Origin of the sequence: Citrobacter sp. RHBSTW-01044 (genome assembly GCF_013781945.1) — a bacterium.
Taxonomy (GTDB): domain Bacteria; phylum Pseudomonadota; class Gammaproteobacteria; order Enterobacterales; family Enterobacteriaceae; genus Citrobacter; species Citrobacter braakii.
The window spans coordinates 3,047,783-3,071,301 of sequence record NZ_CP056180.1; the positions used below are offsets into that span (position 1 = coordinate 3,047,783).

General features: G+C 50.0%; 23 protein-coding genes, 1 tRNA gene, 2 pseudogenes and 1 riboswitch. Of the genes and pseudogenes, 16 read left to right on the top strand and 10 right to left on the bottom strand.

The window, feature by feature from the left end:
• Positions 1–20: 20 nt before the first annotated feature.
• The 4 genes and pseudogenes from tsgA to HV352_RS14910 form a co-directional block, all read right to left on the bottom strand.
• The gene (gene tsgA, locus HV352_RS14900) at positions 21–1,175 is read right to left on the bottom strand and encodes an MFS transporter TsgA (RefSeq protein ID WP_016156155.1); all 1,155 of its coding nucleotides are present in this window, start codon (positions 1,173–1,175) and stop codon (positions 21–23) included.
• Positions 1,176–1,213: 38 nt separating this feature from the next.
• Positions 1,214–1,921, bottom strand: coding sequence for a purine-nucleoside phosphorylase (gene deoD / locus HV352_RS14905; protein WP_016152566.1), 708 nt, complete (start codon positions 1,919–1,921; stop codon positions 1,214–1,216).
• A 184-nt stretch (positions 1,922–2,105) separates the two neighbouring features.
• Positions 2,106–2,213 (bottom strand): annotated as a pseudogene (locus HV352_RS23725) (hypothetical protein); the annotation flags it as partial.
• 147 nt (positions 2,214–2,360) lie between these two features.
• Positions 2,361–3,170 carry a CatB-related O-acetyltransferase gene (locus HV352_RS14910; protein WP_101699901.1) on the bottom strand — a complete coding sequence of 270 codons (810 nt, stop codon included), beginning with the start codon at positions 3,168–3,170 and terminating at the stop codon, positions 2,361–2,363.
• Positions 3,171–3,722: 552 nt separating this feature from the next.
• Here HV352_RS14910 and HV352_RS14915 point away from each other — a divergent pair.
• The 8 genes from HV352_RS14915 to HV352_RS14950 all read left to right on the top strand — a co-directional run bounded on the left by HV352_RS14915 (position 3,723) and on the right by HV352_RS14950 (position 10,918).
• A complete protein-coding gene (locus tag HV352_RS14915) occupies positions 3,723–4,262 on the top strand; it encodes a GNAT family N-acetyltransferase (protein ID WP_181635480.1) in 540 nt (179 codons plus the stop codon).
• 211 nt (positions 4,263–4,473) lie between these two features.
• A riboswitch (cobalamin riboswitch) is annotated at positions 4,474–4,698 on the top strand.
• 220 nt (positions 4,699–4,918) lie between these two features.
• A complete protein-coding gene (locus tag HV352_RS14920; protein WP_149381045.1) occupies positions 4,919–5,974 on the top strand; it encodes an ABC transporter substrate-binding protein in 1,056 nt (351 codons plus the stop codon).
• A gap of 66 nt (positions 5,975–6,040) precedes the next feature.
• Positions 6,041–7,108, top strand: coding sequence for an iron ABC transporter permease (locus tag HV352_RS14925; RefSeq protein WP_016156150.1), 1,068 nt, complete (start codon positions 6,041–6,043; stop codon positions 7,106–7,108).
• Positions 7,105–7,920, top strand: a complete 816-nt coding sequence (locus tag HV352_RS14930) for an ABC transporter ATP-binding protein (RefSeq protein ID WP_181634837.1) — start codon at positions 7,105–7,107, stop codon at positions 7,918–7,920. The genes HV352_RS14925 and HV352_RS14930 overlap by 4 nt, the downstream gene beginning before the upstream one ends.
• A 10-nt stretch (positions 7,921–7,930) precedes the next feature.
• Positions 7,931–8,371, top strand: a complete 441-nt coding sequence (locus tag HV352_RS14935; RefSeq protein WP_049271402.1) for a pseudoazurin — start codon at positions 7,931–7,933, stop codon at positions 8,369–8,371.
• A 27-nt stretch (positions 8,372–8,398) separates the two neighbouring features.
• The gene (gene petA, locus HV352_RS14940; RefSeq protein ID WP_159137050.1) at positions 8,399–8,950 is read left to right on the top strand and encodes a ubiquinol-cytochrome c reductase iron-sulfur subunit; all 552 of its coding nucleotides are present in this window, start codon (positions 8,399–8,401) and stop codon (positions 8,948–8,950) included.
• A 1-nt stretch (position 8,951) separates the two neighbouring features.
• Positions 8,952–10,112 carry a cytochrome b N-terminal domain-containing protein gene (locus tag HV352_RS14945; RefSeq protein WP_047501122.1) on the top strand — a complete coding sequence of 387 codons (1,161 nt, stop codon included), beginning with the start codon at positions 8,952–8,954 and terminating at the stop codon, positions 10,110–10,112.
• A 2-nt stretch (positions 10,113–10,114) separates the two neighbouring features.
• On the top strand, positions 10,115–10,918 hold the full coding sequence (locus HV352_RS14950; protein WP_049042405.1) for a cytochrome c1: 804 nt from the start codon (positions 10,115–10,117) through the stop codon (positions 10,916–10,918).
• A 156-nt stretch (positions 10,919–11,074) separates the two neighbouring features.
• Here the strand turns inward: HV352_RS14950 and HV352_RS14955 are convergent.
• Positions 11,075–11,162: transfer RNA gene (locus HV352_RS14955), tRNA-Ser, on the bottom strand.
• Positions 11,163–11,304: 142 nt separating this feature from the next.
• A complete protein-coding gene (locus HV352_RS14960; RefSeq protein WP_181634838.1) occupies positions 11,305–12,933 on the bottom strand; it encodes an ABC transporter substrate-binding protein in 1,629 nt (542 codons plus the stop codon).
• A 270-nt stretch (positions 12,934–13,203) separates the two neighbouring features.
• On the opposite strand from HV352_RS14960, the gene yccA reads away from it, so the two are divergent.
• Complete coding sequence (gene yccA, locus HV352_RS14965; RefSeq protein ID WP_016152501.1) at positions 13,204–13,863, top strand: FtsH protease modulator YccA; 660 nt, start codon at positions 13,204–13,206, stop codon at positions 13,861–13,863.
• Between the two features lie 56 nt (positions 13,864–13,919).
• Here yccA and HV352_RS14970 read toward each other — a convergent pair whose 3' ends face one another.
• Together HV352_RS14970 and HV352_RS14975 are read right to left on the bottom strand one after the other, a co-directional pair.
• On the bottom strand, positions 13,920–14,396 hold the full coding sequence (locus HV352_RS14970; protein ID WP_019076424.1) for a hypothetical protein: 477 nt from the start codon (positions 14,394–14,396) through the stop codon (positions 13,920–13,922).
• Complete coding sequence (locus HV352_RS14975; RefSeq protein WP_103929080.1) at positions 14,393–15,148, bottom strand: winged helix-turn-helix domain-containing protein; 756 nt, start codon at positions 15,146–15,148, stop codon at positions 14,393–14,395. The genes HV352_RS14970 and HV352_RS14975 overlap by 4 nt, the downstream gene beginning before the upstream one ends.
• A 308-nt stretch (positions 15,149–15,456) precedes the next feature.
• On the opposite strand from HV352_RS14975, the gene HV352_RS14980 reads away from it, so the two are divergent.
• The 6 genes from HV352_RS14980 to tusE all read left to right on the top strand — a co-directional run bounded on the left by HV352_RS14980 (position 15,457) and on the right by tusE (position 21,691).
• Positions 15,457–16,200 carry a fimbrial protein gene (locus HV352_RS14980; protein ID WP_181634839.1) on the top strand — a complete coding sequence of 248 codons (744 nt, stop codon included), beginning with the start codon at positions 15,457–15,459 and terminating at the stop codon, positions 16,198–16,200.
• Between the two features lie 74 nt (positions 16,201–16,274).
• Positions 16,275–16,781, top strand: coding sequence for a CS1 type fimbrial major subunit (locus tag HV352_RS14985; protein WP_016152497.1), 507 nt, complete (start codon positions 16,275–16,277; stop codon positions 16,779–16,781).
• 72 nt (positions 16,782–16,853) lie between these two features.
• Entirely contained in the window at positions 16,854–19,571 is a 2,718-nt protein-coding gene (locus HV352_RS14990) for a TcfC E-set like domain-containing protein (RefSeq protein WP_109018057.1), read from the top strand.
• Position 19,572: 1 nt separating this feature from the next.
• Complete coding sequence (locus HV352_RS14995; RefSeq protein WP_181634840.1) at positions 19,573–20,730, top strand: CfaE/CblD family pilus tip adhesin; 1,158 nt, start codon at positions 19,573–19,575, stop codon at positions 20,728–20,730.
• A gap of 10 nt (positions 20,731–20,740) precedes the next feature.
• The gene (locus HV352_RS15000; protein WP_104651587.1) at positions 20,741–21,292 is read left to right on the top strand and encodes a LuxR C-terminal-related transcriptional regulator; all 552 of its coding nucleotides are present in this window, start codon (positions 20,741–20,743) and stop codon (positions 21,290–21,292) included.
• 69 nt (positions 21,293–21,361) lie between these two features.
• A complete protein-coding gene (tusE, locus tag HV352_RS15005) occupies positions 21,362–21,691 on the top strand; it encodes a sulfurtransferase TusE (protein ID WP_016152493.1) in 330 nt (109 codons plus the stop codon).
• On the opposite strand, the gene yccX is transcribed toward tusE, so the two are convergent.
• Together yccX and HV352_RS23730 are read right to left on the bottom strand one after the other, a co-directional pair.
• Positions 21,688–21,969: an acylphosphatase gene (gene yccX / locus HV352_RS15010; protein WP_016152492.1), complete on the bottom strand. Its 282-nt coding sequence runs from the start codon at positions 21,967–21,969 to the stop codon at positions 21,688–21,690. The two genes, tusE and yccX, sit on opposite strands and share 4 nt — an antisense overlap.
• Positions 21,968–22,150: pseudogene (locus HV352_RS23730) on the bottom strand (hypothetical protein); the annotation flags it as partial. The gene yccX and the pseudogene HV352_RS23730, both read right to left, overlap by 2 nt.
• Before the next feature lie 113 nt (positions 22,151–22,263).
• Between HV352_RS23730 and rlmI the strand changes: the two are divergent.
• Complete coding sequence (gene rlmI, locus HV352_RS15015) at positions 22,264–23,475, top strand: 23S rRNA (cytosine(1962)-C(5))-methyltransferase RlmI (RefSeq protein ID WP_047414158.1); 1,212 nt, start codon at positions 22,264–22,266, stop codon at positions 23,473–23,475.
• Positions 23,476–23,519: the final 44 nt, after the last annotated feature.

A 23,519-nucleotide genomic window follows, 5' to 3' on the forward strand; every position in this document is an offset into this window, starting at 1 on the left:
GGTAAGCGTTATTACTGTGTTTAATTACGTTTGAGTTTTAATGTACCCATCAACATAATAAAGATAATTAAATACAACACCGGTATTGCGTACATGATTTTCTGCAACCCCATAGTTTTTTCCATTAGCGCACTGATCGCCGGACTAAACATGGCGCCAGCACTACCGCTAATTAAAATATAAGAAACGTTCTGGCTACTCGCGCGCTTCACGAAAGAAACCCCGTAGGCAATAAAGGAGTTATACAGCGCTGCGCAGACAAACCCGTAACTATAGGCCAGATAATCAAGCCCGGAGATATTTTCCTTCGTGACAATGATGGTGGTAATAACGCAAGCTAACAAAATAATGCTAAGCAAGAAATAATGTATCTTTACGCGGGAAACAATAACGGTTGAGACTAACGCGCCGACCAGCGCAGCACCCCAGTATTGCGTAATAATATTACCTGCTTCTTCGAAGGGAATACCAAATTTGTTCTTCACAAATAATGGTGCCCAGGTCAGGAAGGTATACAGCGCCAACATACCTAAGAACAGGCCAATGCCTCCGCTGATAATCCCTGGATTCCACTCGGATTTCACCGGGTCTGCGCTATCCGCTGCAGGAGCCGTTTCACAGGCGGTAAAGCGGGTGAGAGCCACAACGCCCAACGTGAGTAAGGCCACTATGCCTACGCTAAGATAGCTGTAACTCCACGACATATTGTGCGTCAGGGCGAAGGTGGTAATCAGCGGGAAAACTACGCCCGCGACGTTAAAGGTGGCGTCCTGCACCACCAGCATCGTACTTTGAATGCGATCCTGCCAAACCGACACCACGATCGTTCCCGCCACGCACAGACCAATCCCGCCGCAGAAACCCACCAGGGTCATGGCGACCATCACCGGCCATAAGCCAGGGCTTAAGTGCATTGCGAGAGCGCAGAGGAACACTATCGAATAGATAATGAGCGTCATACGCTTAACGCCGATTTTCTCAATCAGGAAAAAGGCGGCGATGGTCCCGGCTAAAGCCCCACCGTTAAGCAACGAAAATATCGAGGCGACGGTATTCACATCGGCACTGTAGCGTACTGCAATCGGTTCAATCAGCATGCCAAACTGACTGGCAAATCCTGCCATAATAAAATTTGCCAGAAAACTAATCAGCGTAAGTGCTATTTTATTCTTCATATAATGCCATCTCTGATTGGTTCATTTAAATGCTGATGCTAAGCCGTAACAGCTGTATTTAGCGCCAGCTCTATCATATTTTTAAAGGTTAACTGCCGTTCTTCCGCCGTTGTTTCTTCTCCTGTCAGGCAATGATCGGATACGGTTAATATAGCCAACGCTTCAATATTAAACTGATGCGCTAAAGCGTATAACCCTGCCACTTCCATATCCACACCCAGCACACCAAACTTTTCCAGTGCAGGTATTAAATTTTCGTCAGGATCGTAATAAAGATCGCCACTGAAGACATTGCCGACTTTAACGTCAATACCTGCCTTCTGCGCCAATGCCCACGCCTGCTGCAATAATGGGAAATGGGCAGATGTCGCCATCGTGTAGCCCGCGCTACGTTTTAAATTTGTGACGGAATCCGTTCCGGCGGCGACGGCAAGAATAATATCTCGCATTTTGACATGATGTTGTGTTGCCCCCAGGCTGCCGACACGAATAATTCGCTGTACACCGAAGTCATGTACCAGTTCATGAGCATAAAGCGTCATTGACGGAATACCCATGCCATGTCCCATCACCGAAACAGGTTGCCCAAAATAAAGACCGGTATAGCCCAGCATATTGCGTACATTGGTGACTTCGCGGTAATCCATTAGATAATTTTCAGCAATAAACTTAGCGCGAAGCGGATCGCCCGGCATAATAACGGTTGGCGCAAAATCACCCGCTTTGGCATTAATATGTGCAGTCATAACAATTCCTGAATTATGTGTATTGAAGATATGCAGGGATTGTAACCAGCGGTTTGCAGAGGATTGAGGACAAAAGTCCTGCTCAGAGGATCGGCCTCTCATTTCTGAGAGTTAGTGTTGCGGGCAGATGGAAAAGCAGAAAACAGCGTCCCCGCCGCGCAGGCAGGGAAAACGCGCAGGACTATCAGGATTTATCGTTCTGTCTGAACAATAGAGCGGTGTAACGAGTATTCACTTTCCCGCTACGCTTACCATCTGGCCCGAAATAGCGATCGTTTCTACACAGACGCTCGGTGCCAGTCTGGTTAGTCCGGTCGTTGCTGCGTATGCTGACAATGGCAAAACGCTCATCACTAGCAAGATGCTAACTTTTGTCATCGTGTTGTCCTTATCTCATTTTGCTTTCGCCGGATAACAGTCCCAACAATGACATATTAAACTAAAGAGTTGTAAATATTTCGGTAAGATTAAATTTTTTATATGCTTTTTCTTTTATAGTGCCATTCGATATCAACGTGCTCATTTCAGTGACAAAATTTATAATATCATCACACTTGCTGTTATCGGGTAAATCGGTGTAATTATAGTTCCACCATTTTATTTTTAACAACTGTTCAATAATATCTGACTCAAATCTGTATTTGATAATTTTCGCAGGAACCCCTGCGACAATAGCATATGGAGGCACATCTTTAGTAACAACGGAATTTGCTGCAACAACAGCACCATCACCAATTGAAATACCACCTTTTAAAACGACATCATTGCCAATCCAGACATCATTGCCAATCGTTGTATTTTTAGGCTTTGTAATAAATGGTTTCAATACCCAGTTTTGTCCGAACTCGTTGGCAGCGTATTTATCAAACTCGCCATTATAAGTAAGCATATGAGTTGTAAAACGATTCATAGGATGGTTTCCTCCCATGATTTTTACGTTTGATGCAATACTACAAAATCTTCCGATATTTACATTACCCGGAAAATAACAGGTTGGAAATGAAAACGCACCAACGCTAGAAAAACTTTTTACTGGCATTGTGGAATATTGTTCAGCAATAACATCAGCTTCAATTCTAATTTTGTCACCTTTCGCGAACAGTAACAAATTTCTTTCTTTATAAACTTTCTTACCTCTATGATTCAAAAAGATATCGTTATCCATGCAAAATTCATAGTGCTTCCGAGTCCATCTAAAAACAAAAATTTCATTTGTGTCTTCTGAAAAATTATAGAGTCTGGTTTTCATACTGTTATTGTCTGCTTTTATTTGAAAATCTACGATTAGATTAAAGATACTCTAAACCCTAACCTTAATCAACTATTACAGTATGAAATAATCCATATTGTAAATCACCTTGTTGTGACATTTACTCTTACCACTCATAATTTAGTTTCTATAATATTCTGCTTAGAGAATGAATACAGATATGTTTTGAGACGTCGTTTTCAAAAACAAAATGTCAGATGCTTTTCTATTAGGGCAATCCAGGTAATGAAGAAAAAAATGCAGCCTCAGTTGCAAATACCTGGCAGCCCAATAGGATGCAATTCTTTTTTCTGTCCCAAGAAGACGCTGAAAACCTTAGTTCTCGCGACAGCCTGACCTTCTGCGCGAAGAGTTTTGTTAAGTGTTTCTGCCTGATTGCACTCTGTGGTGGCCGCCCAAACACCCATTTATAACCCGTAATGAGAATAGCTCCGTATGCAATTGCGAGTCTGTCTCTTACTGCTCAATATTGTTTTTAATGTGGTCTTATTGTTATTATCATTTTCCGTTCTAAATTTGAGTTATGCTGCCATGATCCCATTTAGGTTTAGTGAGATGACTCCCGCCGATATTCCTGCTGTTCAGTCGTTTCTTGTTGAGCATCTTAATTTATACTTCAATGCCGGTAGAGCCATGCCTTCTGCCGAAGAAGATCTCTTTGATCTCGAACAACAGTATATCTTGCAGGAAAGGAATTCATTGCTTTGCGCGTGGAGTGAAAACCAGGAATTAATCGCCACACTGGCAGTATGTCAATATGATGATCGTATTACTGAACTACGTGGTCGCTATAACTTGTCTGAAACGGCGGAAATTTGTCGTTGTTACGTGGATGAGCGCTACCGCAGACAGGGGATCGGAAGTCAGTTGTTTGCTTTAGCTGAGGTATTCTGTCAGCAACATCAATATAAGACTTTGTATCTCCACACACATCATTTTTTACCCGGAGGGTATTATTTCTGGTTGCGTAACAATTTTAACGTGATTATGGATATGCAGGATGAATGGCAATTGGTACATATGGAGAGTACACAAAAAAAAGAGTCAAGCGCTGATATGCGGAACTTTTGATGGTGATCAATATGTTTCATACACAGAAGTTTCAGCATGCGTGTAATTTGATCAATATCAACCAATTCTCATTTAGCTTCCTGTTGCTATTTTCATTTACAACATCGCAGTAACCAACAAAATTATAACTCACTGTATTAAATGGGTATTTTTTTCTACACCACTACCTTTTATCTCTTACCCTCTATGGTTGACCTTGTTAACAATTGCCGCTAGAGTCGCTTTCGACAGCATTTCATTACATTTTTGTATATGAATAGGAATATGGTGAGAATTATTCAATTCAATTCCATAACTGCCCCCGCAACTGTAGGCGGATGCAGAATATCCCTGTGTGGCTCATAAACCACAGGTCACTGTAAAGTTCATCTTTATGGGAAGGCCGATATTCTGATTACCGTGAGTCAGGAGACCTGCTGTCAAAGGTATATGCCATTGAGTGGACGGGATGGTCCATGGGATGAATTATTTGACGCAAGCGGTAGTGTATTTATGAATAAGATTTTGGCTGAGTAAAGCTTATTTGCATTTTTTGCATATCTTCATTCTTAAATTTCACGATTCAATGTCATCTATCTTCATGTCTCCTCCCGATATATGGAATGAAATAAGCCATGACCAGACCTTTAGATTCTGGCATCAACGGGACGATGATAATGCACGCTAATTCTACCTTTTACTTCTCTAAAAAAACGCTTCTGGCTATTTTTGGCACGACTGCTCTCCTGCTTACTTCCGGTTTTTCCGAGGCAGCAAAAACCGAATATCCTCTGACGATTAAAAACTGTGGCCGCGATATTACCTTCAATCAGGCACCAACGCGCGTGGCGACGGTGGGTCAGAACAGTACCGAGATTCTCTATTCACTGGGGCTGGCCGATCGCGTCGTGGGTACTTCGCTGTGGTTTGGCCCGGTACTGGAGGCTTATAAAACAGCAAACGAAAAAGTCGCCGTTATCGCGCAAAATATTCCAAGTTTTGAAGGGATCGTGGCGAAAAAACCGGATCTGATCGCCAGTCAGTTTGAGTGGCAAATCGGCCCTGCTGGCACGGTTGCCTCTTACGAACAGTTTAGTGAACTCAAAATTCCCGTTTACACCGCGCCAGCTGACTGTGCGAAAGATAACGAAGATGGTGGTGATGGTGTCCGTAAGGGCATGTTTGATATTGCCATGGTGTATCAGGAAGTCGCCGATCTGGCGAAAATCTTCGATGTTCAGGATAAAGGCGAGGCGTTGATTGCCAGCCTTAAAGCACGTGAAGCCGCAGCGAAAAACAAAATTACCGGAATGAATGAGAATGTTTCCGCCGTGTTCTGGTTCTCAAGCGCCGACCTCCAGCTTGACCCTTACGTTGCCGGGAAGTTTGGTCCGGCGGCATGGATCGCCCAAACGCTGGGAGTGAAGAATGTGATTGACTCTGCTGAAGAGTGGCCAACGGTGGGTTGGGAAACCATCGCAAAAGCGAATCCTTCACTCATTGTGCTCGGTGAAATGAGCCGTCGCCGCTTCCCGGCGGATGACTGGAAGGTCAAGATGGAATACCTCAAGTCCGATCCTGTCGCCAAACTGGTTCCTGCCGTCAAGGAAAACCATCTACCGGTCATTGACGTACAGACCATGAATGCCGGGATCAGAACTATTGATGGTGTGGAAAAACTGGCTGATGCCCTTGTTGAATATGGCTTAGCACATCCGCAGGCTGCTCATTAATCTACGTTTTGCGCTATATCCTCACACGGTATAGCGCATCTCCGTTACTCAGGAACGCAGATAATCATGAGTGATTCACGCAGGATGCGTCGCGCTGTTGGTCAGCTTGCGGTGAGAGTCAGTGGGCATGCCGTTTGGGTCAGTGCGCTAATGTGTGGCGTGCTGCTGGCGGGGATTTCCATCGGCGAAACGCTTATCCCCTGGCAGCATGTTCTCAGCACGCTGGCAAATCATCTTTTTGATACACACTATCCTGTCGATGCGCTGGATGCAGGGATCGTCTGGAACTACCGCCTGACCCGAGCGCTGGTCTCGGCCAGTTGCGGCGCGTGCCTGGCTGTTTCCGGCGTAGTGTTACAGTCGCTGCTACGCAATGCGCTCGCCGAACCCTATCTACTGGGGATTTCTGCCGGAGCGTCCACCGGGGCGGTGCTGATTGCTCTCACTGGACTTGGGGCTGGCATCATCAGTATGTCATTGGGCGCTTTCATTGGTGCGCTGACGGCATTTCTGTTCGTTGCGCTATTGGCGATGGCCGCTGGCGGTAGACAAGGTGGGGGTGTAACAACCCAAATCATCCTTGCCGGGATCGCCAGCTCCCAGCTTTTCAATGCGATTACATCGCTTATCATCACCCGCTCAGCAAACGCCGAGCAAGCACGCGGTATTATGTTCTGGCTGTTGGGCAATTTGAGCGGTGTACGCTGGCCCGATGTAGTCTTAGCCATTCCTACCGCTCTGGTCGGTATCGCGCTGTGCTTCTGTTATGCCCGCCATCTTGATGCTTTCTCCTTTGGCGCGGAGTCTGCGGCATCGCTGGGCATCCCGGTAAAACGTACCCGTGCAGTACTGATTGCCGCCGTCACCGGCATGACGGCGATTATGGTCTCCATTGTGGGTGCGATCGGCTTTGTCGGTCTGGTGATCCCTCATGCTGCTCGTCTGCTGGTCGGCAACCAGCATCATCGACTGCTGCCGGTTAGTGCGCTTACCGGAGCTATTTTCCTCATTATCGCTGATGTTATTTCCCGCACGTTACTACCCGGTCAGGTACTCCCAATAGGCGTGATCACGGCTCTGGTTGGCGCTCCTGCGTTTTCAATCATTCTGATTAGAGGAAACCAGAACAAATGACGGTGAATCTCGTACAGCCACTCGTTACCTCTGCGCAAGTCGTTATTGAAGCCTGTAATTTGTACTGGAAGGTAAAAGGTAAGACGATTGTTGAAGATATTTCACTCAGCGTAACGCCCGGCGAGTTTGTCGGCATCATCGGTCCCAACGGCTCGGGCAAAACGTCACTGATTTCACTGCTGGCCGGTTTGCTGAAGCCAACTTCCGGGCGTATCACCCTGCAGCAAAAGGCGCTCCAGCATTATTCGCGGCGTCACCTTGCGCAGCGGGTGGCATTGGTCGAACAACAGGCAGAAACCAGCGAGCGTCTTACCGCTTTACAAGCCGTTTCTCTGGGGCGCACGCCCTGGCTTAGCCTGCTCTCGCCCTGGTCCGCCAAAGATGACGATATCGTGCAAACTATGCTGGAGAAGGTCGATCTCCGTGAATTACAGCACCGATCCTGGCATACCTTTTCCGGGGGAGAAAAACAGCGCCTGCATATCGCCCGGGCGCTGGCGCAGCAGCCGCAGTTGTTACTGATGGATGAACCCACTAACCATCTCGACATTCAACATCAGATTGGCCTGCTTAGTCTGGTTAAACGTGAAAAGCTCACGGTCATTGCCGCTCTGCACGACCTCAATCATGCCGCGATGTTCTGCGATCGCATCATCGTCATGACATCCGGGCATATGGCGATGCAGGGGACTCCTTGCGCCGTGTTTACCCGTGAAAACCTCCATGCCTGGTTTGGTATCGACGCCATTGTTGAACATGAAACAGGCGCTGAAAACTGTTTTATCCGTTATCAAAGACCTGATGAATTTTAAGGAAGAATCGATGAAATATCTCAAACAGAGTCTGAAAGTTTTATGTTTACTCGCCCTCGCCTCTTCAACCTTCGCACAAACTCACGACGTTTTGATGAAAAATCGTGGGTCTGCGGGACCAATGGTCTATGAGCCGGATTATCTGGAGATCCAGCCCGGGGATACGGTGAAGTTTATCCGTAAACATAAGAGCCACAACGCGGCTTCAATCGCTGAATTGTCTCCGGCTAACTATCCCGGTTTTATGGGAAAAATAGATGAAGAGATCGAAGTAACTTATGACAATGCCGGATTTTACGGCATCAAATGTACACCACATTACGCTCAGGGCATGGTGATGCTGATAAAGGTTGGAGATGCCAAGTTACCAGCAAGCTATCGGGCATTCAAAGCACCGGGTATTGCTGATAAGCGCTTTCAGGAAATTTACGCGCGTATCGACAAACGTTAATCCGCGATACTCAGGGAGAAATACGAGGTGACAGAGAACAAACTTGCAGATGGCGGAATCCAGGAACAGCGCCGGGAATGTCTGTGTAAACTGACAAAATTCGTCGGTGCGGCAGGCGTCGCTGCTGCCGTCTGGCCGTTGGTTTCGGCCCTGGGCCCGGATGAGAAGACTCTTGCGGAAAATGAACCGATTGATGTCTCTCTTGCGGGGGTTGCTGCTGGACAAACCGTCAGACGCGTATGGCAGGGAAAGCTGATTCTTATTCACCATCGCACCCAGGATGAGATTATTACTGCCAGAAGTGCCGACTGGCATACGCTTATCGACCCACAACCGGACAGCGAGAGGGTCTCTGCTACTCATCCTCAATGGCTGGTGGTTCAAGGGTATTGTCCACATGCCGGGTGCGTACCCAACGCCCGACCAGGAGGGGTGGGTTGGATCTGTCCGTGCCACGGCTCAGAGTTTGATACCTCCGGGCGCGTGACGCGCGGCCCCGCGACGACCAACCTGGCAATCCCGGACTACGTTATTCATTCGGATGGTCAGGCCGTGCGTATCGGCACGAAGGAAGCCTGAAATGAGGAGTGAGCGCGTCTATTCGCTTCGCTGGCGTATCCCGTTTCCTCGCTCGATTGCCGGACTCTGGGTATTCGCAATCGGCGCCATCCTGCTGGTTATACTCGGTGTGCAGATCCTTACGGGTATCGTGCTGGCGATGTTTTACGTGCCGACGGCCGAGCTGGCATTTGACTCCATTATTCATATTATGCGTGCGGTTCGCCATGGAGAACTGTTACGCAACATGCATGCTATTGGCGCGTCGCTCTTTTTCTTTGCCTGTTATCTGCATATTTTTCGTGGCATGTACTACAGCGTTTACCGCAAGCCCTGGACGACAATGTGGATGATTAGCGTTACGCTGTATATCCTGCTGATGATGACCGCATTTCTTGGTTATAGCCTTATCTGGGGGCAAAAAAGCTACTGGGCGGCCACGGTAATTACCCGCTTTGCCCAGGCCATTCCGCTGGTGGGTGATACCCTTTACGCATATTTAGTCGGCAGCCATACTCCGGGAACGCCGATGCTTGGCCGCTTTTTTGTTCTCCACTTTATTCTTCCCTTTGTGATTGTCGGAGCAACGGTTTTTCATATTCGCACCGTACAGTCGGCGTTTGCACAGGCGATGAAAAAAAGGTTTAGCGAGAAAGAGTCCAGGAGCCTGCTGTTCGATTACAAAATTACCGATCTTGATGCCATCAAAATCATCCTTTTTTTGATGATCTTCGCCTGGTTCTTATTCTTCGCGCCGCACTATCTGAGCAGCGCCGATAACTTTATTCCTGCAGATCCAACAGTTACACCCGCGATTGTTGCGCCGGAATGGTATTTTCTTCCCTTCTTCTCCATCTTGCGTTGCTTCCCAAATGAATTCGTTGGCTTAGCCGCAATGTGCAGCTCGGTACTGATTTTCTATTTCCTTCCCTGGCTTGATACTTCCCGGGCTCGTTTTCGCCATTACAGCAAACTGGTTAAATGCGGATTCTGGCTGTGGGTCATTAATGCCTGCTTTTTAGGCTGGTTAGGGTCGAAAGCGCTGGTTGGCCCCGATCTTATTGACGGTTTCCGTAACGAAGAGGGCTGGATCCGTGCCGCATCGCAGCTTTCGACTCTGATTTGGTTTGCCTGGTTTTTAATCGTATTACCTTGCCGTCGTTTTCTGGAAAAACAGGACTGATGATGAAACAACTATTGAAAATCAGCATTCTGTCCTTTTCTCTGTTGGGACTGGGTTCCTCCTATGCGCAGGAAGCCACGCCTGAACGGCAGGAATGGAGCTTCAGCGGTATCAATGGCCAGTATGATAAAGCGCAGCTTCGGCGTGGCCTGCAGGTTTATGAAGAGAAGTGTCGCGCCTGTCACGGCATAAAGCACCTTAGCTTTCGGTCGTTGACCAGGCCCGGCGGTCCGGAACTCACGGCTGAAGAAGCAAGAAGTATCGCCAGCGGCTATCAGTTTCCTGAGCTTCAGGATGACGGCCAGATTGGCGAGCGAGACGGGACGCTAAATGACAGCTTCATCTCGCCGTATCTAAACGAGCAGGAAGCACGATACCTTAACAATGGCGCTTCTCCCGTTGACCTGAGCTATATCGTGCGTGCCCGCTCATACGATCGCGGATTCCCGCAATTTCTGTTGGATGCTTTTCTGCCCTACACGGACCAGGGAGCAGATTACGTCTACGCACTGCTAACCGGTTATCAACCTGCCGATCCCGAACTGAAGGCTAATCGCTATTTTCCCGGTGGCGTGATTAACATGCCGAAACCGCTGACCAGCGGAGAGATTCAATGGCGCCCGGCGTCGCTACAAGCTGAAACGGAGGAGCAATATGCCAGGGATGTTACCGCCTTTCTGGCATGGGCGGCCGACCCAACGCTCGCAGAACGAAGACAGCAGGGATATTACGTTATGGGTTACCTGACCTTTATGCTGGGGCTGCTATGGATATTACGACGAATGAAAAGACGTTCGCTCATGTAGGCATTGCCAGATATGAAGATGATTCAGTTCGTCAGCTTTCCGCCGGGCAGCAGCGCTGAGTTGCCCTTGCGCGACTAAGGCTGGAGAAAGATGGCATGACATAAACTGCACAAAACGAAAAAACCCCGAGCTATTAAATAGCTCGGGGTTTATGTTTGGCGGAAGCGTAGAGATTCGAACTCTAGAACCCTTTCGGGTCGCCGGTTTTCAAGACCGGTGCCTTCAACCGCTCGGCCACGCTTCCAATGAGGCGCACTATAAACATCCCGAACGGACCTGTAAAGCACCAATGCGTTCGTTTGCCTGAAAAACAGCCAAAATATTGTTAATCGACTGAAATAACAACAGATTGACCGTTTATTCAGCACAAATACTGGCTACAGCGCTTAATGTTTTTTGATGAACATATCTTTGGTGTAGTAATTTCCCCGGTTATCTGGCGCAAATCCTCCCACCCACGGCTTCACAAGATGCGTGCGGACATAGTGGTAAACCGGAATCGCTGGCACATCCTCTTCTAAAAGGTCTTCAGCCTGCTGGTAGTATTTGCCTCGCTCCTCCAGCGAAGATGCTTTCGCCGCCTTGCGCATCGCGTCATCAAAAGCGGGATTGCTGTACCTGGTGGTATTCTCGCTATCGCCGGTACGGAAAATATTGAGGAAACTTGAGGCATCATCATAATCGGCGATCCATGCGTAACGCACGACGTCAAAATTACCGGTGTGCATGGTATCCAGCATGGTTTTCCATTCCTGATTTTGCAGCTTCGCCTCTACGCCGAGGTTTTTCTTCCACATTGACGATGCGGCAATGGCAATACGCTGGTGCGTTTCGAAAGTGTTATAGAGCAGATTTAGGCTAAGCGGATGCTCAGGGCCATAACCGGCTTCAGCCAGCAGTTTCTTAGCTTCGGCAATGCGTTTTTCGAGCGGCCACGCCGCATATTCCGGCGCATGCAATTGCACTCCCCCTATTTCCGGCTGGCTGATAACCCACGCCGCGCGTTGCCCCTGCCCCATCACCTTTTGTGCGATGATGTCTTTATCTAACGCCATATTCAGCGCCCGGCGCACGCGCGGGTCATTAAACGGTGCTCGAGTCGTATTGAACTGATAGTAATAGGTTGAAAGCTGAGGTGAGACATGGAGTTCATCGCCCATCGTCTTTTTCAACTGCGCGAACTGATTGACCGGGACGCTATACACAATGTCGATTTCGCCGGCCTTATAGCGGTTAACGTCTGCGGACTCTGAACTGATGGGCAAATAAGTGACCTTATCAATGACGGTGTGCCGATCGTCCCAATAATGCGGGTTACGCACGGCAACGATGCGCTCATTGACTACCCACTGCGATAACTTGTACGCCCCGCTGCAGACAAAATGTTCTGGCCGGGTCCACTTATCACCAAAGCGGCCGATCAGCACTTTATCCAGCGGAACCAGTGACGGGTGCGCTAGCATCGCCAGAAACGCCGCCGTTGGCTGCGTCAGGGTAATTTCCAGCGTGCTATCATCCAGGGCTTTGACCCCGATATCGGCAGGATCTTTTTTCCCTTGGGCAATATCGAGGGCGTTTGCTACGTGCATATTGCCCAGATACGAGGAATAAGGTGAAGCTGTTTGCGGTGAGACCAGACGCTGCCAGCTCCAGACGACATCCTGTGCGGTAATGGCAGACCCATCTGACCAGGTTATGCCCGGACGTAAATGAAAGGTCCAGACAGTGTTGTCTTTGTTCTCCCAGGACGCGGCAAGCCGGGGTTCGATAGACCCATCCGACTTAACCGCCACCAGTCCGTCGAACATATCGCTGATTAAATTAAACTCAACGTTGCTTTCGACTTTATGCGGATCCAGCGACGCTGGCTCACTGCCATTGTTTCTGACCAGTTCCTGTTTTTCTGCAAGAATTGTTCCTGCGGGAACATTTGCCGCCATCGCCGCGTTGTTGATAGACATCAAACAGACAGTCAACAGCGTAAACGTCAATATCTTCGATTTATGTTGAATCATTCCCTTTACCTTATTGCTCTGTTGTATGTAGACACCGCTGTCACTGTCAGAGAGAAACAGGAATAACGCAATATTTTTCAGTTACCTGGCAGATATCTAACAGGCATTTTTACACATATAGTGCTAACATCTGATTCGGGAGCTTTTGTTGAAATAATATGCTTAAGCCTGGCGGGTTAAAATGCGTAAAGATGGGTAAAACCGCTGTGTCATTCCCCTTGATTTCATTATCCTCCATCATTAATTACATCTGTCATAAGAGAGTGACTCATGGATCGTATTATTAGTTCTTCACGCGATCGTACATCGCTACTCAGCACGCATAAGGTGCTGCGCAATACCTATTTCCTGCTCAGCCTGACGCTGGCGTTTTCGGCGCTCACTGCGACTGCCAGTACCGTACTGATGTTGCCCTCTCCGGGGCTTATCCTGACGCTGGTGGGTATGTATGGTCTGATGTTCCTGACCTATAAAACGGCGGATAAACCGGTTGGTATTCTGTCAGCTTTCGCTTTCACCGGCTTCCTGGGCTACATTCTGGGACCGATCCTGAACACATACCTGTCTGCGGGCATGGGTGATGTTATCGCCATGGCTTTGGGCGGTACGGCGCTGGTCTTCTTCAGCTGCTCAGCCTACGTGCTGACCACGCGGAAAGACATGTCCTTCCTCGGCGGTATGCTGATGGCAGGGATCGTGGTGGTGCTGATTGGTATGGTTGCGAATATCTTCCTGCAGTTGCCGGCTTTACATCTGGCGATCAGCGCGGTGTTTATTCTGATTTCTTCAGGCGCAATCCTGTTTGAAACCAGTAATATCATCCGTGGCGGTGAAACCAACTATATCCGTGCCACCGTCAGCCTGTACGTTTCGCTGTACAACATCTTCGTCAGCCTGCTGAGCATTCTGGGCTTCGCCAGCCGCGATTAATCAGCATCACTGATACGAAAAAAGAGAATGCCATTGGCATTCTCTTTTTTTATACCTTATTGACCCCGGCAGATATAGGTAGGATAGCGCCGGTCCTGAATAAGCCACACAGCAGGTGAAAGTTCAGAGATCGTCAGGTAGTAGCGTGAGGTCGGATAGGCGAAACTCCCCCATTGGGCATTCGGCGTATTGTCATTGTGGCGAAGCCAGGTTTTGGTGTAGGTCAATACAATGACGTTGTCATCGTCCCGCTGCTCCCACGTAAAGTCTACATCCCTGTCAACGATAAAATTTTGCCCGCCAGCTCTTGCCGCACCTTTATAGGTGGTCAACCCTGTACCGTCCCGATGAAAATAGAACTGAGCAAGGGCATTTACCTTCACCTCACTTGCTTTCCCTTCATTGCGCGTAAAGTTAAATTCAGTGCTGCAGGCCAGCACATCGCTTTTTCCCGTCGCGCCGCAATAGTAAAACAGCGCCAGCGCGCCGCCGACCAGGGCTCCGCCCAGTCCAAAAAGAAGCCTTATTTTCATTTTCCAGCCCCGTTTTTATAGCGAATGGTCTTGCACAGACGGCTTTTATTGACCGGGCAGGCCCCGATAAACAGTTCATCAGCAGTTGCAAGCGAAAAACGGGCGCTGAAAAAATAAATAGCATACTCCTCGCGCTCGCAAGCCACGTCATTGGCCTCCAGTCGCTCAGCTAATTTTGATAGCACTAACGGCCGTCCATGATCTTCGATGACCCAGATACTACAACGCGCGATTTTTTCCTGGACCGGCTTTAATTTCGCCGGAACAGTTATCTCCTGCGGGCGGCTAACGTAAAAGATCGCTCCCAACGGCACGGCAATCAATGCCCCTATTCTGAACCACTTTTTCAGGGATACTCGCCGGGGCAGAACGTCTTGTTGCGCTGAGGGGGGGTGCGGATCAACGGCTTGAATTTTCTCTCCAGGCTGAAAAATCACATCAGCATCAAAACGGAAACCATAGCGCGGGACAGTGACGATCAATTCGTGCCCCTCTCCCAGAGACTGGAAGCTTTTACGCAGTTCGCTTACCGCTTTATTGAGATTATTTCCTGATGGCGTAAAGCCAAATTCTTCCCACACGCGAGCGATCAATTCCTCCCGGCTTAAGTCGCGTCCTCGGTGTTTAATGAATTCCTGTAAAAGACGAACGGCTGGCGCCGAAAGTGTTAATACAGACTCGGGTTGTCCAACAAGACTTATTGCATGTGCTTCAGGATCAAATAACAACGAATTATTGCATATAAAAAACATCTTTTATTCTCGGCTGTTACCGCATGCTTTTTATTCCCTGGTACGTCGATATGAAAACCGCCCCCTGATCTGCTTATTTTTTCATCAGAAGGAATTTTCCTCCCATCCTTGGCCGCGGTATTTTCGCTTAACTATACAACCTTAAAGCCAGAAAAGCAGGATAAAAAACTGTATATAACGAGTTAACTAATACAAATTTTCACAAATCGCTGTTCTGGTTAAAGTTTCCCTGCCCTGAAGCGATACGAAAGCAGACGGTGTCCTGGTGTTAACGCGCCGCCTTTAAACTCAGAGCAGGCAGACTGATTGTGAAACAGAAAAAAAGAGTGAGCATGACAACCGCCTTTTATGTCGCCGCGCTGTCATTGCCATTTTTCTCAGAAATGACAATGGCCAATATGAGCGTGTATCCCATGGAGCTGAATGTAGACAGATCCGGTGCGGCGCAAATTAAGGTGGCTTCAAAAACGGATGATATTCAGTTCATTCGGGTGAGGCAAAAGAAAATTCTTAATCCCGGAACAGCCCAGGAAAAAGAAATTGACGTCGCTTCGTGGAAAGAAGGTGGCGTGGTGGTTACGCCCGAGAAATTTGCTCTGGCTGCAGGCGCGATGCGCGTTGTTCGTCTGGTATCGCTTATACCGCCGAAAAAAGAGACCACCTGGCGTGTCTATTTTGAAGGGGTAAAACAACCTGACAGCATTATTCCAGGCAAGGCAGAAACCCCTGCAGCAATGGCGACATTAGGTGTCAATGTGATCTGGGGTGCACTGGTCCACATTGCTCCAGAAGAAAACGTAATTTCACTGTCGATTGACCCTCGCCGGGGAACGTTAAAAAACAACGGTACATTGCGTGTGCCGCTCAGAGAGATTGGTATTTGTGATGCTGTTTCATCGTGTAAATGGATAAAAGAAGACGCGACGATTTATCCGGACACTGTACGGAAATTAAAAACGCTCACTATGAAACAGGGTCAGAAATATAAGTTCCGCTACTTCAACTGGGTGAATAAAACCGCTGAAGAAGCTGATTTACCCGTCGTGCAATAACACGACGGCACAGTAAAAACCCACGTAGTTTGTTTAAAGAGCCAAGGTGCTCATTTGTAAATATGGAGATATCAATGCGTAACTATATTAAACCTCTGATGATTGTTGCCGCGATGGCCTCGTCCTTTAGCGCGCTGGCGATTCAAAAAGATATTACCGTCAACGCCAGCGTTGACTCACAGTTGGATATGACTCAAGCCGATAACACGCCACTGCCGGCCAGCATCGACATGCAGTACCTGCCAGGTCGTGGGCTGGAAAGCTACCGCCTGAACACCAAGGTGTGGTCTAACTCTGCCACCAGCAATGTCAAAGTGCGCCTCGTTAGCGCAGCTAAGCTCACCAATATGGATGGCGACGAAACTGTACCGATGACGGTGATTCTGGGTGATAAAACACTGTCTACCACCGATGCCGAATTTACCGGAACTGAACTGTTCCCAGGCAGCATTGAAAACGGTTCAGCGGTACTGCCACTGACCATTTCTCAGACCACCAAAGGCATTCTGAAAACCGGTCAGTACAGCGGCGTTGTCAGCCTGATGCTGACGCAGGCGACGACCACGGAAGGCGGTGCGTAACACCACAGTACATAAGGGATAACGTCAGAGGGTGCCCACCCTCTGACGTCAGGATGATGTCGAGGCTTGGTCATGGCGTTTCACAGAAATACTCTCCTCTTAGTTGCTTTATTACCCGCATCCATCCAACTCGCCTGCGCCGAGATGGCCGTCCCGGCAGGTTTCGAAGATCTGGCGAAAACGCAGCGTCTGTGGATAGAGGTTAACCTCTATGGCGAATCGCTTGGCCTTTTTGAAACGGATATCACACTTGAATCGGTCAGTTTTGTCGCACCCGAAACCGTGGTCGCGGCTATCAAACGTCAGTTTAATGACGCTCCTGCCCTCGTCGCCACCGTGTCCGCAGCTCTCGCCGTTCCACTTGCCCGTAACGGCAACCTGGCGTGCAGCAGCAATGGCTCCGCAACGGGATGTGATTACATTGATACCCATCGTGCGGCCATTATCTATGATGAGAATAACGCGCGCATTAGCCTGTTTTTGGACAAGAAATTTCTGCCTAAACAGACCACAGAAAACCAGTGGTATCAGCCTACGCAGGGCACTGAGAATGCGTTGATCCATCAACAAAATATCAATTTTGTTGCCGACAGGGATTACCAGTCAGCCACCGTTCAGGGCAATGGCGCGTTGGCCATGACGCAGGACGGCTACTTTAATCTCGACTGGACCTGGCTGGGGCAGCGTTCAAGGCACCAGCAGCAACAAGAAATAACCGTCAACAATGCCTGGTTTCGCCAGGATATCTGGCGTCAGTACTATATTCAGTTAGGCGAGATGGATACCCGCGATCTGTTCAGTAATGCTGGTGGGAATATCAACCTCAGCCAACTGCCGCTGGGCAAAATTCGCGGCCTGCGCACAGGCTCGACAAGGGCATGGATCAATCCGGTTCAGCAGTCAAAGGGTACCCCTATCACCGTGCTGCTTTCCCATGATGCGCGTATTGACGCCCGCCGGGGCAATCAGCTGCTGGCCAGTTTTTATCTCAATGCCGGAGCTCAAACCCTGGACACGCGATCGTTCCCAGACGGGAGCTATACCGTGACGCTGTCCGTCTATGAAAATAACCGGCTGACACGTACCGAGCAGATACCGTTTACCCGCACCGGTATTACGCCGTTTGACCGCGTCGAGTGGTTCCTGCAGGCGGGCGAAACCGACAATAACAATCAAAACGATGAACGTAGCGCGGTCGCGCAAGCGGGTGTCCGCCTGCCTGTCACTCCAACGCTGGCACTCACCAGTGGCGCAGCGATAAAGAAAAACCAACGTTTTCTGGAAAATGCACTCGACTGGAGTCGTGGTTTCAATGCGGGTCCGATCGATGGCGTACTCTCGACCCGGTTTAGCTACCTTTACGGCAGCGAAGGACAACGCGGCAATATTCAGCAAATCAGCTATAACGACGGCTTTTCACTGAGCTTCTATCGCAACGCGTTATCAGCGGAAAACTGCAATACCCGAAGCGCGGGATATGACGCCGTAAATGGCTGTTATCGAAGCCTGTCGGTGATGTTCTCCGTCCCTGTCGGCACCTGGTACGCCAGCCTGGGATATTCGGATAACCGCAACGAAGGACGGTACGTTTCTCGTCGGGAACTCCCGGACAGTGACGATCGCCACGATGCAGGCTTGCCCTGGGAGTCGGTTTATATGACCCGCTCACGCACGCGGGCCTGGCAGGGTGGCTTGAGTACGGCTTTCAGCACGCGCGGTCTGAACATCAACAGCAGTATTAACCTTTTCATGCGTAACGATGACTCGCGCGAAGGCAGGGATAAAGGCGGCTACCTGAGCGTGAGTCTGTCAATGGCGCATAACCGTCAGGGCAATGCGACAAGCTATACCTCTCTGGGAGCGACATGGCAGCACCAGCAGCATGATAAAAACCAGCTGAGCTATAACGTGGCGCACAACTGGTATGCCGACGCACGTGGTGAAAATGAGTATGGACTGAGCGCATCAGGTATTAACAGCGATTCACTCAATACCTCTGCCTACACGCGCCAGGGCGGACGATATGGCAACGGGAGCCTGACAGTCAGCGATGCCTGGGATCGTCAGGATCGGCGCCATACCCTGAGCAGCAGCGGCAATTACAACTCCACGCTTGCGCTGTCGCGCTCTGGTCTGTGGCTGGGCCGCTGGAGCGACGGACGTCCTGCTTCAGCCATCGCGGTTAACGTTGCCACACCGGAAGATTCCCAGGATCCGAGCATTGCCGTGTCGCTGGATAACGGCGGCAGTGCAGACATTCCAGGCAATAGCCGCGCCCTCTTCGCCGTGCCGGGCTATCAGCAGACTACGTTGACGATTAACGAATCGCTGGATGTCTCGCGGGGTGCCAGCAGTGAAATCACACAAGGTTCAGGCAGCAGAACGTTGTTTATGGTGCCTGGCAAACTGCTCCGCCGGGACGTGCAAACCACGGCAAGCTACACCTGGCTCGGCCAGTTAACTGACGAGCAACATTCGCCGTTTATCGGCGGCGTGCCACTGAACGTTAACGGCTGGAGCGACCTTGGCAACGGCGGGTTTAGCGCTCAAAGCGACGCTCTGCTGCATAACCTCTACCTGGTGCGTCAGCAGCAGTTTTATCAGTGCGAGCTGAACGTAAAGAGTATGCGCGACGTCGTGCGTTACGTCGGGTCGATCCCTTGCCGGGAATTAACCTTCTCTGCCCTGCCGGATACTGTCCAGCAACAGGCTCAGCTGATGCTCGCCGGACGATCGGTACCAACGGGTCCAACTGCCATGAATGCAAACAACGTCACAAAAGGGAAATGATGTGAACAAGCACTTAATTATTTTACTTTTTTTAAGTCTGTGGGCGGGCCAGACCCAGGCAGCGGCCCCTGCCGGAAGAAACACCAGCGTCGATATCAGCTTCGATCGCATGGCCCCCCCCGCGCGCTTTGATATCTGGGTTCATGAACCGAGCGGCTATGATGTCGCCGATCCGCAAAAGTGGGGACGTAATACTCTGACGTGTCTGTCCCGTACCGACTCCACAGTTGGCGCCTGCATGACCGCCCCGGCCTGGTTCACGGCGAACCCGGGGACACCTTATGCCATCAATTTACGTTTTACGCATGCCCTTACCAGCAAAACGGTGGATCTTAAGGTCTATGGCGACCACTACATGTTTTTCAATAATAAAGTCTTTACCTATCCCAGTTTTATCACGGGAGGGACAGAGATTGTTGCAAACTGGACCAGAGAACCCTACTTCGATTTCTATATCGTGAAAAGCGAGCTGGAAAAGCTCGCTCTGCCGGGTATCTGGACCGCAACGCTGAAGCAGAACCTGCGTGAATGGGATACTGCCAACTGCGGCGGGAACTTCAACGACGTCAATACCGGATGTCCAGGCTATCGCGCCATTGCTAGCTGGCAGGCCACGATGCGCATTGAGGTTGTCGATCCGGGTAATCAGCAGATTTATCTGCCGGCATTTCCGCACTCAACGCCTGTCGTTAACCTCAACCTGACCAACTTCCCGGGGCGGCCGGGTGGCAGTGAAATCCAGGGTGAAAACACGCTGGATATGTGCCTGTACGACGGCAAAAACAGTACCAGCACCCGCACTTATCTTCGGTTTGAGGACGACGGACTCCCCTCAACGGACCGTGCTGAAGAGGCATTTTCAATCCGGCGACGCGGCGGAAGTCAGACCGATGCGCGGGATCGTCTCGACTATCAGGTTTTCGTCACTAATCCCGTCACGGGCGCAACCGAAACCGTCGCCAACGGTAAAACCCTGGTCTGGCAAGGCACCAACGATCCGCAGCATCTGCGTCAGGTCGTCCTGCCCGGCGGACGTGAGAGCGTACTGTGCGTACCAGCCCCTATTGTTTTGAAAACCCCTGCGTTTGCAGCCAGCAGTAAAAACGCCGGGGATTACACCGGCACGCTACGCATCATCTACACACCCAGTACGTTATAAAGAGGCCGCCGTGAATTACGTCATTCTTGATAATAATCGTTTTTATGCCGAAGGGTTGCGCTACGCCCTTCTGCGCCGTAACGCTCACACTCAAGTTGAGAGCGGCGCGTTACAGTGGCACCGTTCGCTGTTGGCCTGCGACACTCTCGTTGTGCGTTGCCGCTTTTCCGTCGCGAGGACGCATCTGGCGCTGGTCGACATTCTGCTTCAACTGGAGGCCAGGCGCTGGGCGGGAACGGTTTATCTGGTGTGCAATGAAAAAGGCTGGGCACTGGCCACGCATTTACGAAAGCGTTTTGCCACACTGACCTTACATATCATTGATGACAGAATTGCCGTCGTGGATGCGGCGTATCTGCTTGCTAAAGAGCCCCGTCGGGTACGCAGTCTGAATTGCTGCCTGACTGGCATGGAGTTCAATGTTCTCGACAGGCTGGTTAACGGTCAATCGGTAAAACATGTTGCGCAAATGACGCAGATTAGCGAAAAACAGGTTTCGACGTATAAATGCAACGCGCTGAAGAAGCTTAATGCCAACAATCTGCTACAGCTACTTCTGTAGGTCGAGGTTTCTCACGCCGCCCCTTATTTGCTAAACTAAGGGCGGTTTTTACTTTATCGACAGAGCACTATGTTCATTTTTGCAGGCCATGAAATTGAGACCGATAGCGAAGGCTATCTGAAAGACACCACGCAATGGAGCGAGCCGCTGGCGGAGAAAATCGCCGAAAACGAAGGTATCGTTCTCTCCCCCGAACACTGGGAAGTGGTGCGTTTCGTTCGCGAGTTTTATCTGGAGTTTAATACCTCCCCCGCTATCCGCATGCTGGTAAAAGCGATGGCCAACAAGTTTGGCGAAGAAAAAGGCAACAGCCGTTATCTCTATCGCCTGTTTCCGAAAGGCCCAGCTAAGCAGGCAACTAAAATTGCCGGCCTGCCGAAACCGGTGAAATGTATTTAATAGCGGATACTAAATCCCTTTAGCTCGTCGCCAGGGCGGTGCGGTTCGCTGAGAACCCGATCAACCCTGGCGCTGCGCGGTCCCCCGGCTTTCAACCACTTCATCAGTTGTTCCACCCGCTCGCTTTCACCACAGGCGACAACTTCTACGCTGCCGTCATCCATATTCTTCGCATAGCCGGTCAACCCCAGCCGTTGCGCTTCATGCTGGGTGGTGTAGCGAAATCCTACCCCCTGAACCCGGCCATAGACCCAGGCGATGATGCAGACTTTCGACATTGCGGTTCTCCTTATCAACATAAATGAAAGAACAGGTACCGATGGACAGATGACCGGCAATCTCCTGATCTGTCCATAGATTAGCAGGGGATAACAGAATAAGTTGTCGCACCTGTTCAGTGAGATTAAACCGTCGCTCGATAAGCAGAGGTCCCGCCATACCATCATGCAGTAGCGCCAGACGCTGATGATTGACCTCACCATCTGTGCTACTCTACGCGCCATTTTATTTTAATGGTTTCAGGTTGGTACTTTCATCCAATCCGCGTCACTGTTTGTGAGAGGTTGCTCCGCATGACTGAATCTACAATTCCACATTATCCTCGTTTAGTGTTAGCCAAGGGGCGCGAAAAATCATTACTTCGCCGCCATCCATGGGTATTTTCCGGTGCTGTCGCACGTATGGAAGGTAAAGCCAACCTCGGTGAAACCGTTGATATTGTTGACCACCAGGGGAAATGGTTAGCGCGCGGTGCGTTCTCTCCGGCGTCGCAGATCCGTGCGCGCGTCTGGAGCTTCGATAAGTCTGAATCCATCGACATTGATTTCTTTACCCGTCGTCTGCAGAAGGCGCTGACATGGCGTGACTGGCTGGCGAAAAAGGACGGTCTGGACAGCTACCGTCTGATCGCCGGAGAATCCGACGGCCTGCCGGGTGTCACTATTGACCGCTTCGGCAACTTCCTGGTATTGCAGTTGCTCAGCGCGGGGGCTGAATACCAACGCGCCGCGCTGATTAGTGCTCTGCAAATTGTTTTCCCGGACTGCGCTATTTATGACCGTAGCGATGTGGCCGTGCGTAAAAAAGAAGGTATGGCGCTGACCCAAGGGCCCGTCACGGGCGAACTGCCGCCTGCTCTGCTGCCTATCGAAGAACACGGGATGAAGCTGCTGGTTGATATTCAGCACGGTCACAAAACCGGCTATTACCTCGATCAACGCGATAGCCGCCTGGCGACGCGTCGTTATGTGGAAAACCAGCGTGTCCTGAACTGTTTCTCCTATACCGGCGGCTTTGCGGTCTCAGCATTAATGGGCGGATGCCGTCAGGTGGTCAGCGTCGACACCTCTCAGGAAGCACTCGATATTGCCCGCCAGAACGTGGAACTGAACAAGCTGGATCTGAGTAAAGCCGAGTTCGTGCGAGATGATGTGTTCAAACTGCTGCGCGCCTATCGCGATCGCGGTGAGAAATTTGATGTCATCGTGATGGATCCGCCGAAATTTGTCGAAAACAAAAGCCAGTTGATGGGTGCCTGCCGCGGTTATAAGGACATCAATATGCTGGCTATTCAGTTGCTGAACCCAGGCGGCGTACTGCTGACATTTTCCTGCTCCGGGCTGATGACGACCGATTTATTTCAGAAAATCATCGCTGATGCCGCAATAGATGCTGGTCGTGATGTACAATTTATAGAGCAGTTCCGTCAGGCCGCCGATCATCCGGTGATCGCTACCTACCCGGAAGGGCTGTATCTGAAAGGGTTTGCCTGTCGCATCATGTAACTTGAAAAGTGGAATATTACCCTTACATAGAGGGTATCTATTTC

Excerpts from the sequence above, each read along its gene's own strand:
- tsgA (WP_016156155.1), bottom strand. The coding sequence starts at position 1,175 with ATGAAGAATAAAATAGCACTTACGCTGATTAGTTTTCTGGCAAATTTT.
- deoD (WP_016152566.1), bottom strand. The coding sequence starts at position 1,921 with ATGACTGCACATATTAATGCCAAAGCGGGTGATTTTGCGCCAACCGTT.
- HV352_RS14910 (WP_101699901.1), bottom strand. The coding sequence starts at position 3,170 with ATGAAAACCAGACTCTATAATTTTTCAGAAGACACAAATGAAATTTTT.
- HV352_RS14915 (WP_181635480.1), top strand. The coding sequence starts at position 3,723 with ATGATCCCATTTAGGTTTAGTGAGATGACTCCCGCCGATATTCCTGCT.
- HV352_RS14920 (WP_149381045.1), top strand. The coding sequence starts at position 4,919 with ATGCACGCTAATTCTACCTTTTACTTCTCTAAAAAAACGCTTCTGGCT.
- HV352_RS14925 (WP_016156150.1), top strand. The coding sequence starts at position 6,041 with ATGAGTGATTCACGCAGGATGCGTCGCGCTGTTGGTCAGCTTGCGGTG.
- HV352_RS14930 (WP_181634837.1), top strand. The coding sequence starts at position 7,105 with ATGACGGTGAATCTCGTACAGCCACTCGTTACCTCTGCGCAAGTCGTT.
- HV352_RS14935 (WP_049271402.1), top strand. The coding sequence starts at position 7,931 with ATGAAATATCTCAAACAGAGTCTGAAAGTTTTATGTTTACTCGCCCTC.
- HV352_RS14945 (WP_047501122.1), top strand. The coding sequence starts at position 8,952 with ATGAGGAGTGAGCGCGTCTATTCGCTTCGCTGGCGTATCCCGTTTCCT.
- HV352_RS14950 (WP_049042405.1), top strand. The coding sequence starts at position 10,115 with ATGAAACAACTATTGAAAATCAGCATTCTGTCCTTTTCTCTGTTGGGA.
- HV352_RS14960 (WP_181634838.1), bottom strand. The coding sequence starts at position 12,933 with ATGATTCAACATAAATCGAAGATATTGACGTTTACGCTGTTGACTGTC.
- yccA (WP_016152501.1), top strand. The coding sequence starts at position 13,204 with ATGGATCGTATTATTAGTTCTTCACGCGATCGTACATCGCTACTCAGC.
- HV352_RS14970 (WP_019076424.1), bottom strand. The coding sequence starts at position 14,396 with ATGAAAATAAGGCTTCTTTTTGGACTGGGCGGAGCCCTGGTCGGCGGC.
- HV352_RS14975 (WP_103929080.1), bottom strand. The coding sequence starts at position 15,148 with ATGTTTTTTATATGCAATAATTCGTTGTTATTTGATCCTGAAGCACAT.
- HV352_RS14985 (WP_016152497.1), top strand. The coding sequence starts at position 16,275 with ATGCGTAACTATATTAAACCTCTGATGATTGTTGCCGCGATGGCCTCG.
- HV352_RS14990 (WP_109018057.1), top strand. The coding sequence starts at position 16,854 with ATGGCGTTTCACAGAAATACTCTCCTCTTAGTTGCTTTATTACCCGCA.
- tusE (WP_016152493.1), top strand. The coding sequence starts at position 21,362 with ATGTTCATTTTTGCAGGCCATGAAATTGAGACCGATAGCGAAGGCTAT.
- yccX (WP_016152492.1), bottom strand. The coding sequence starts at position 21,969 with ATGTCGAAAGTCTGCATCATCGCCTGGGTCTATGGCCGGGTTCAGGGG.
- rlmI (WP_047414158.1), top strand. The coding sequence starts at position 22,264 with ATGACTGAATCTACAATTCCACATTATCCTCGTTTAGTGTTAGCCAAG.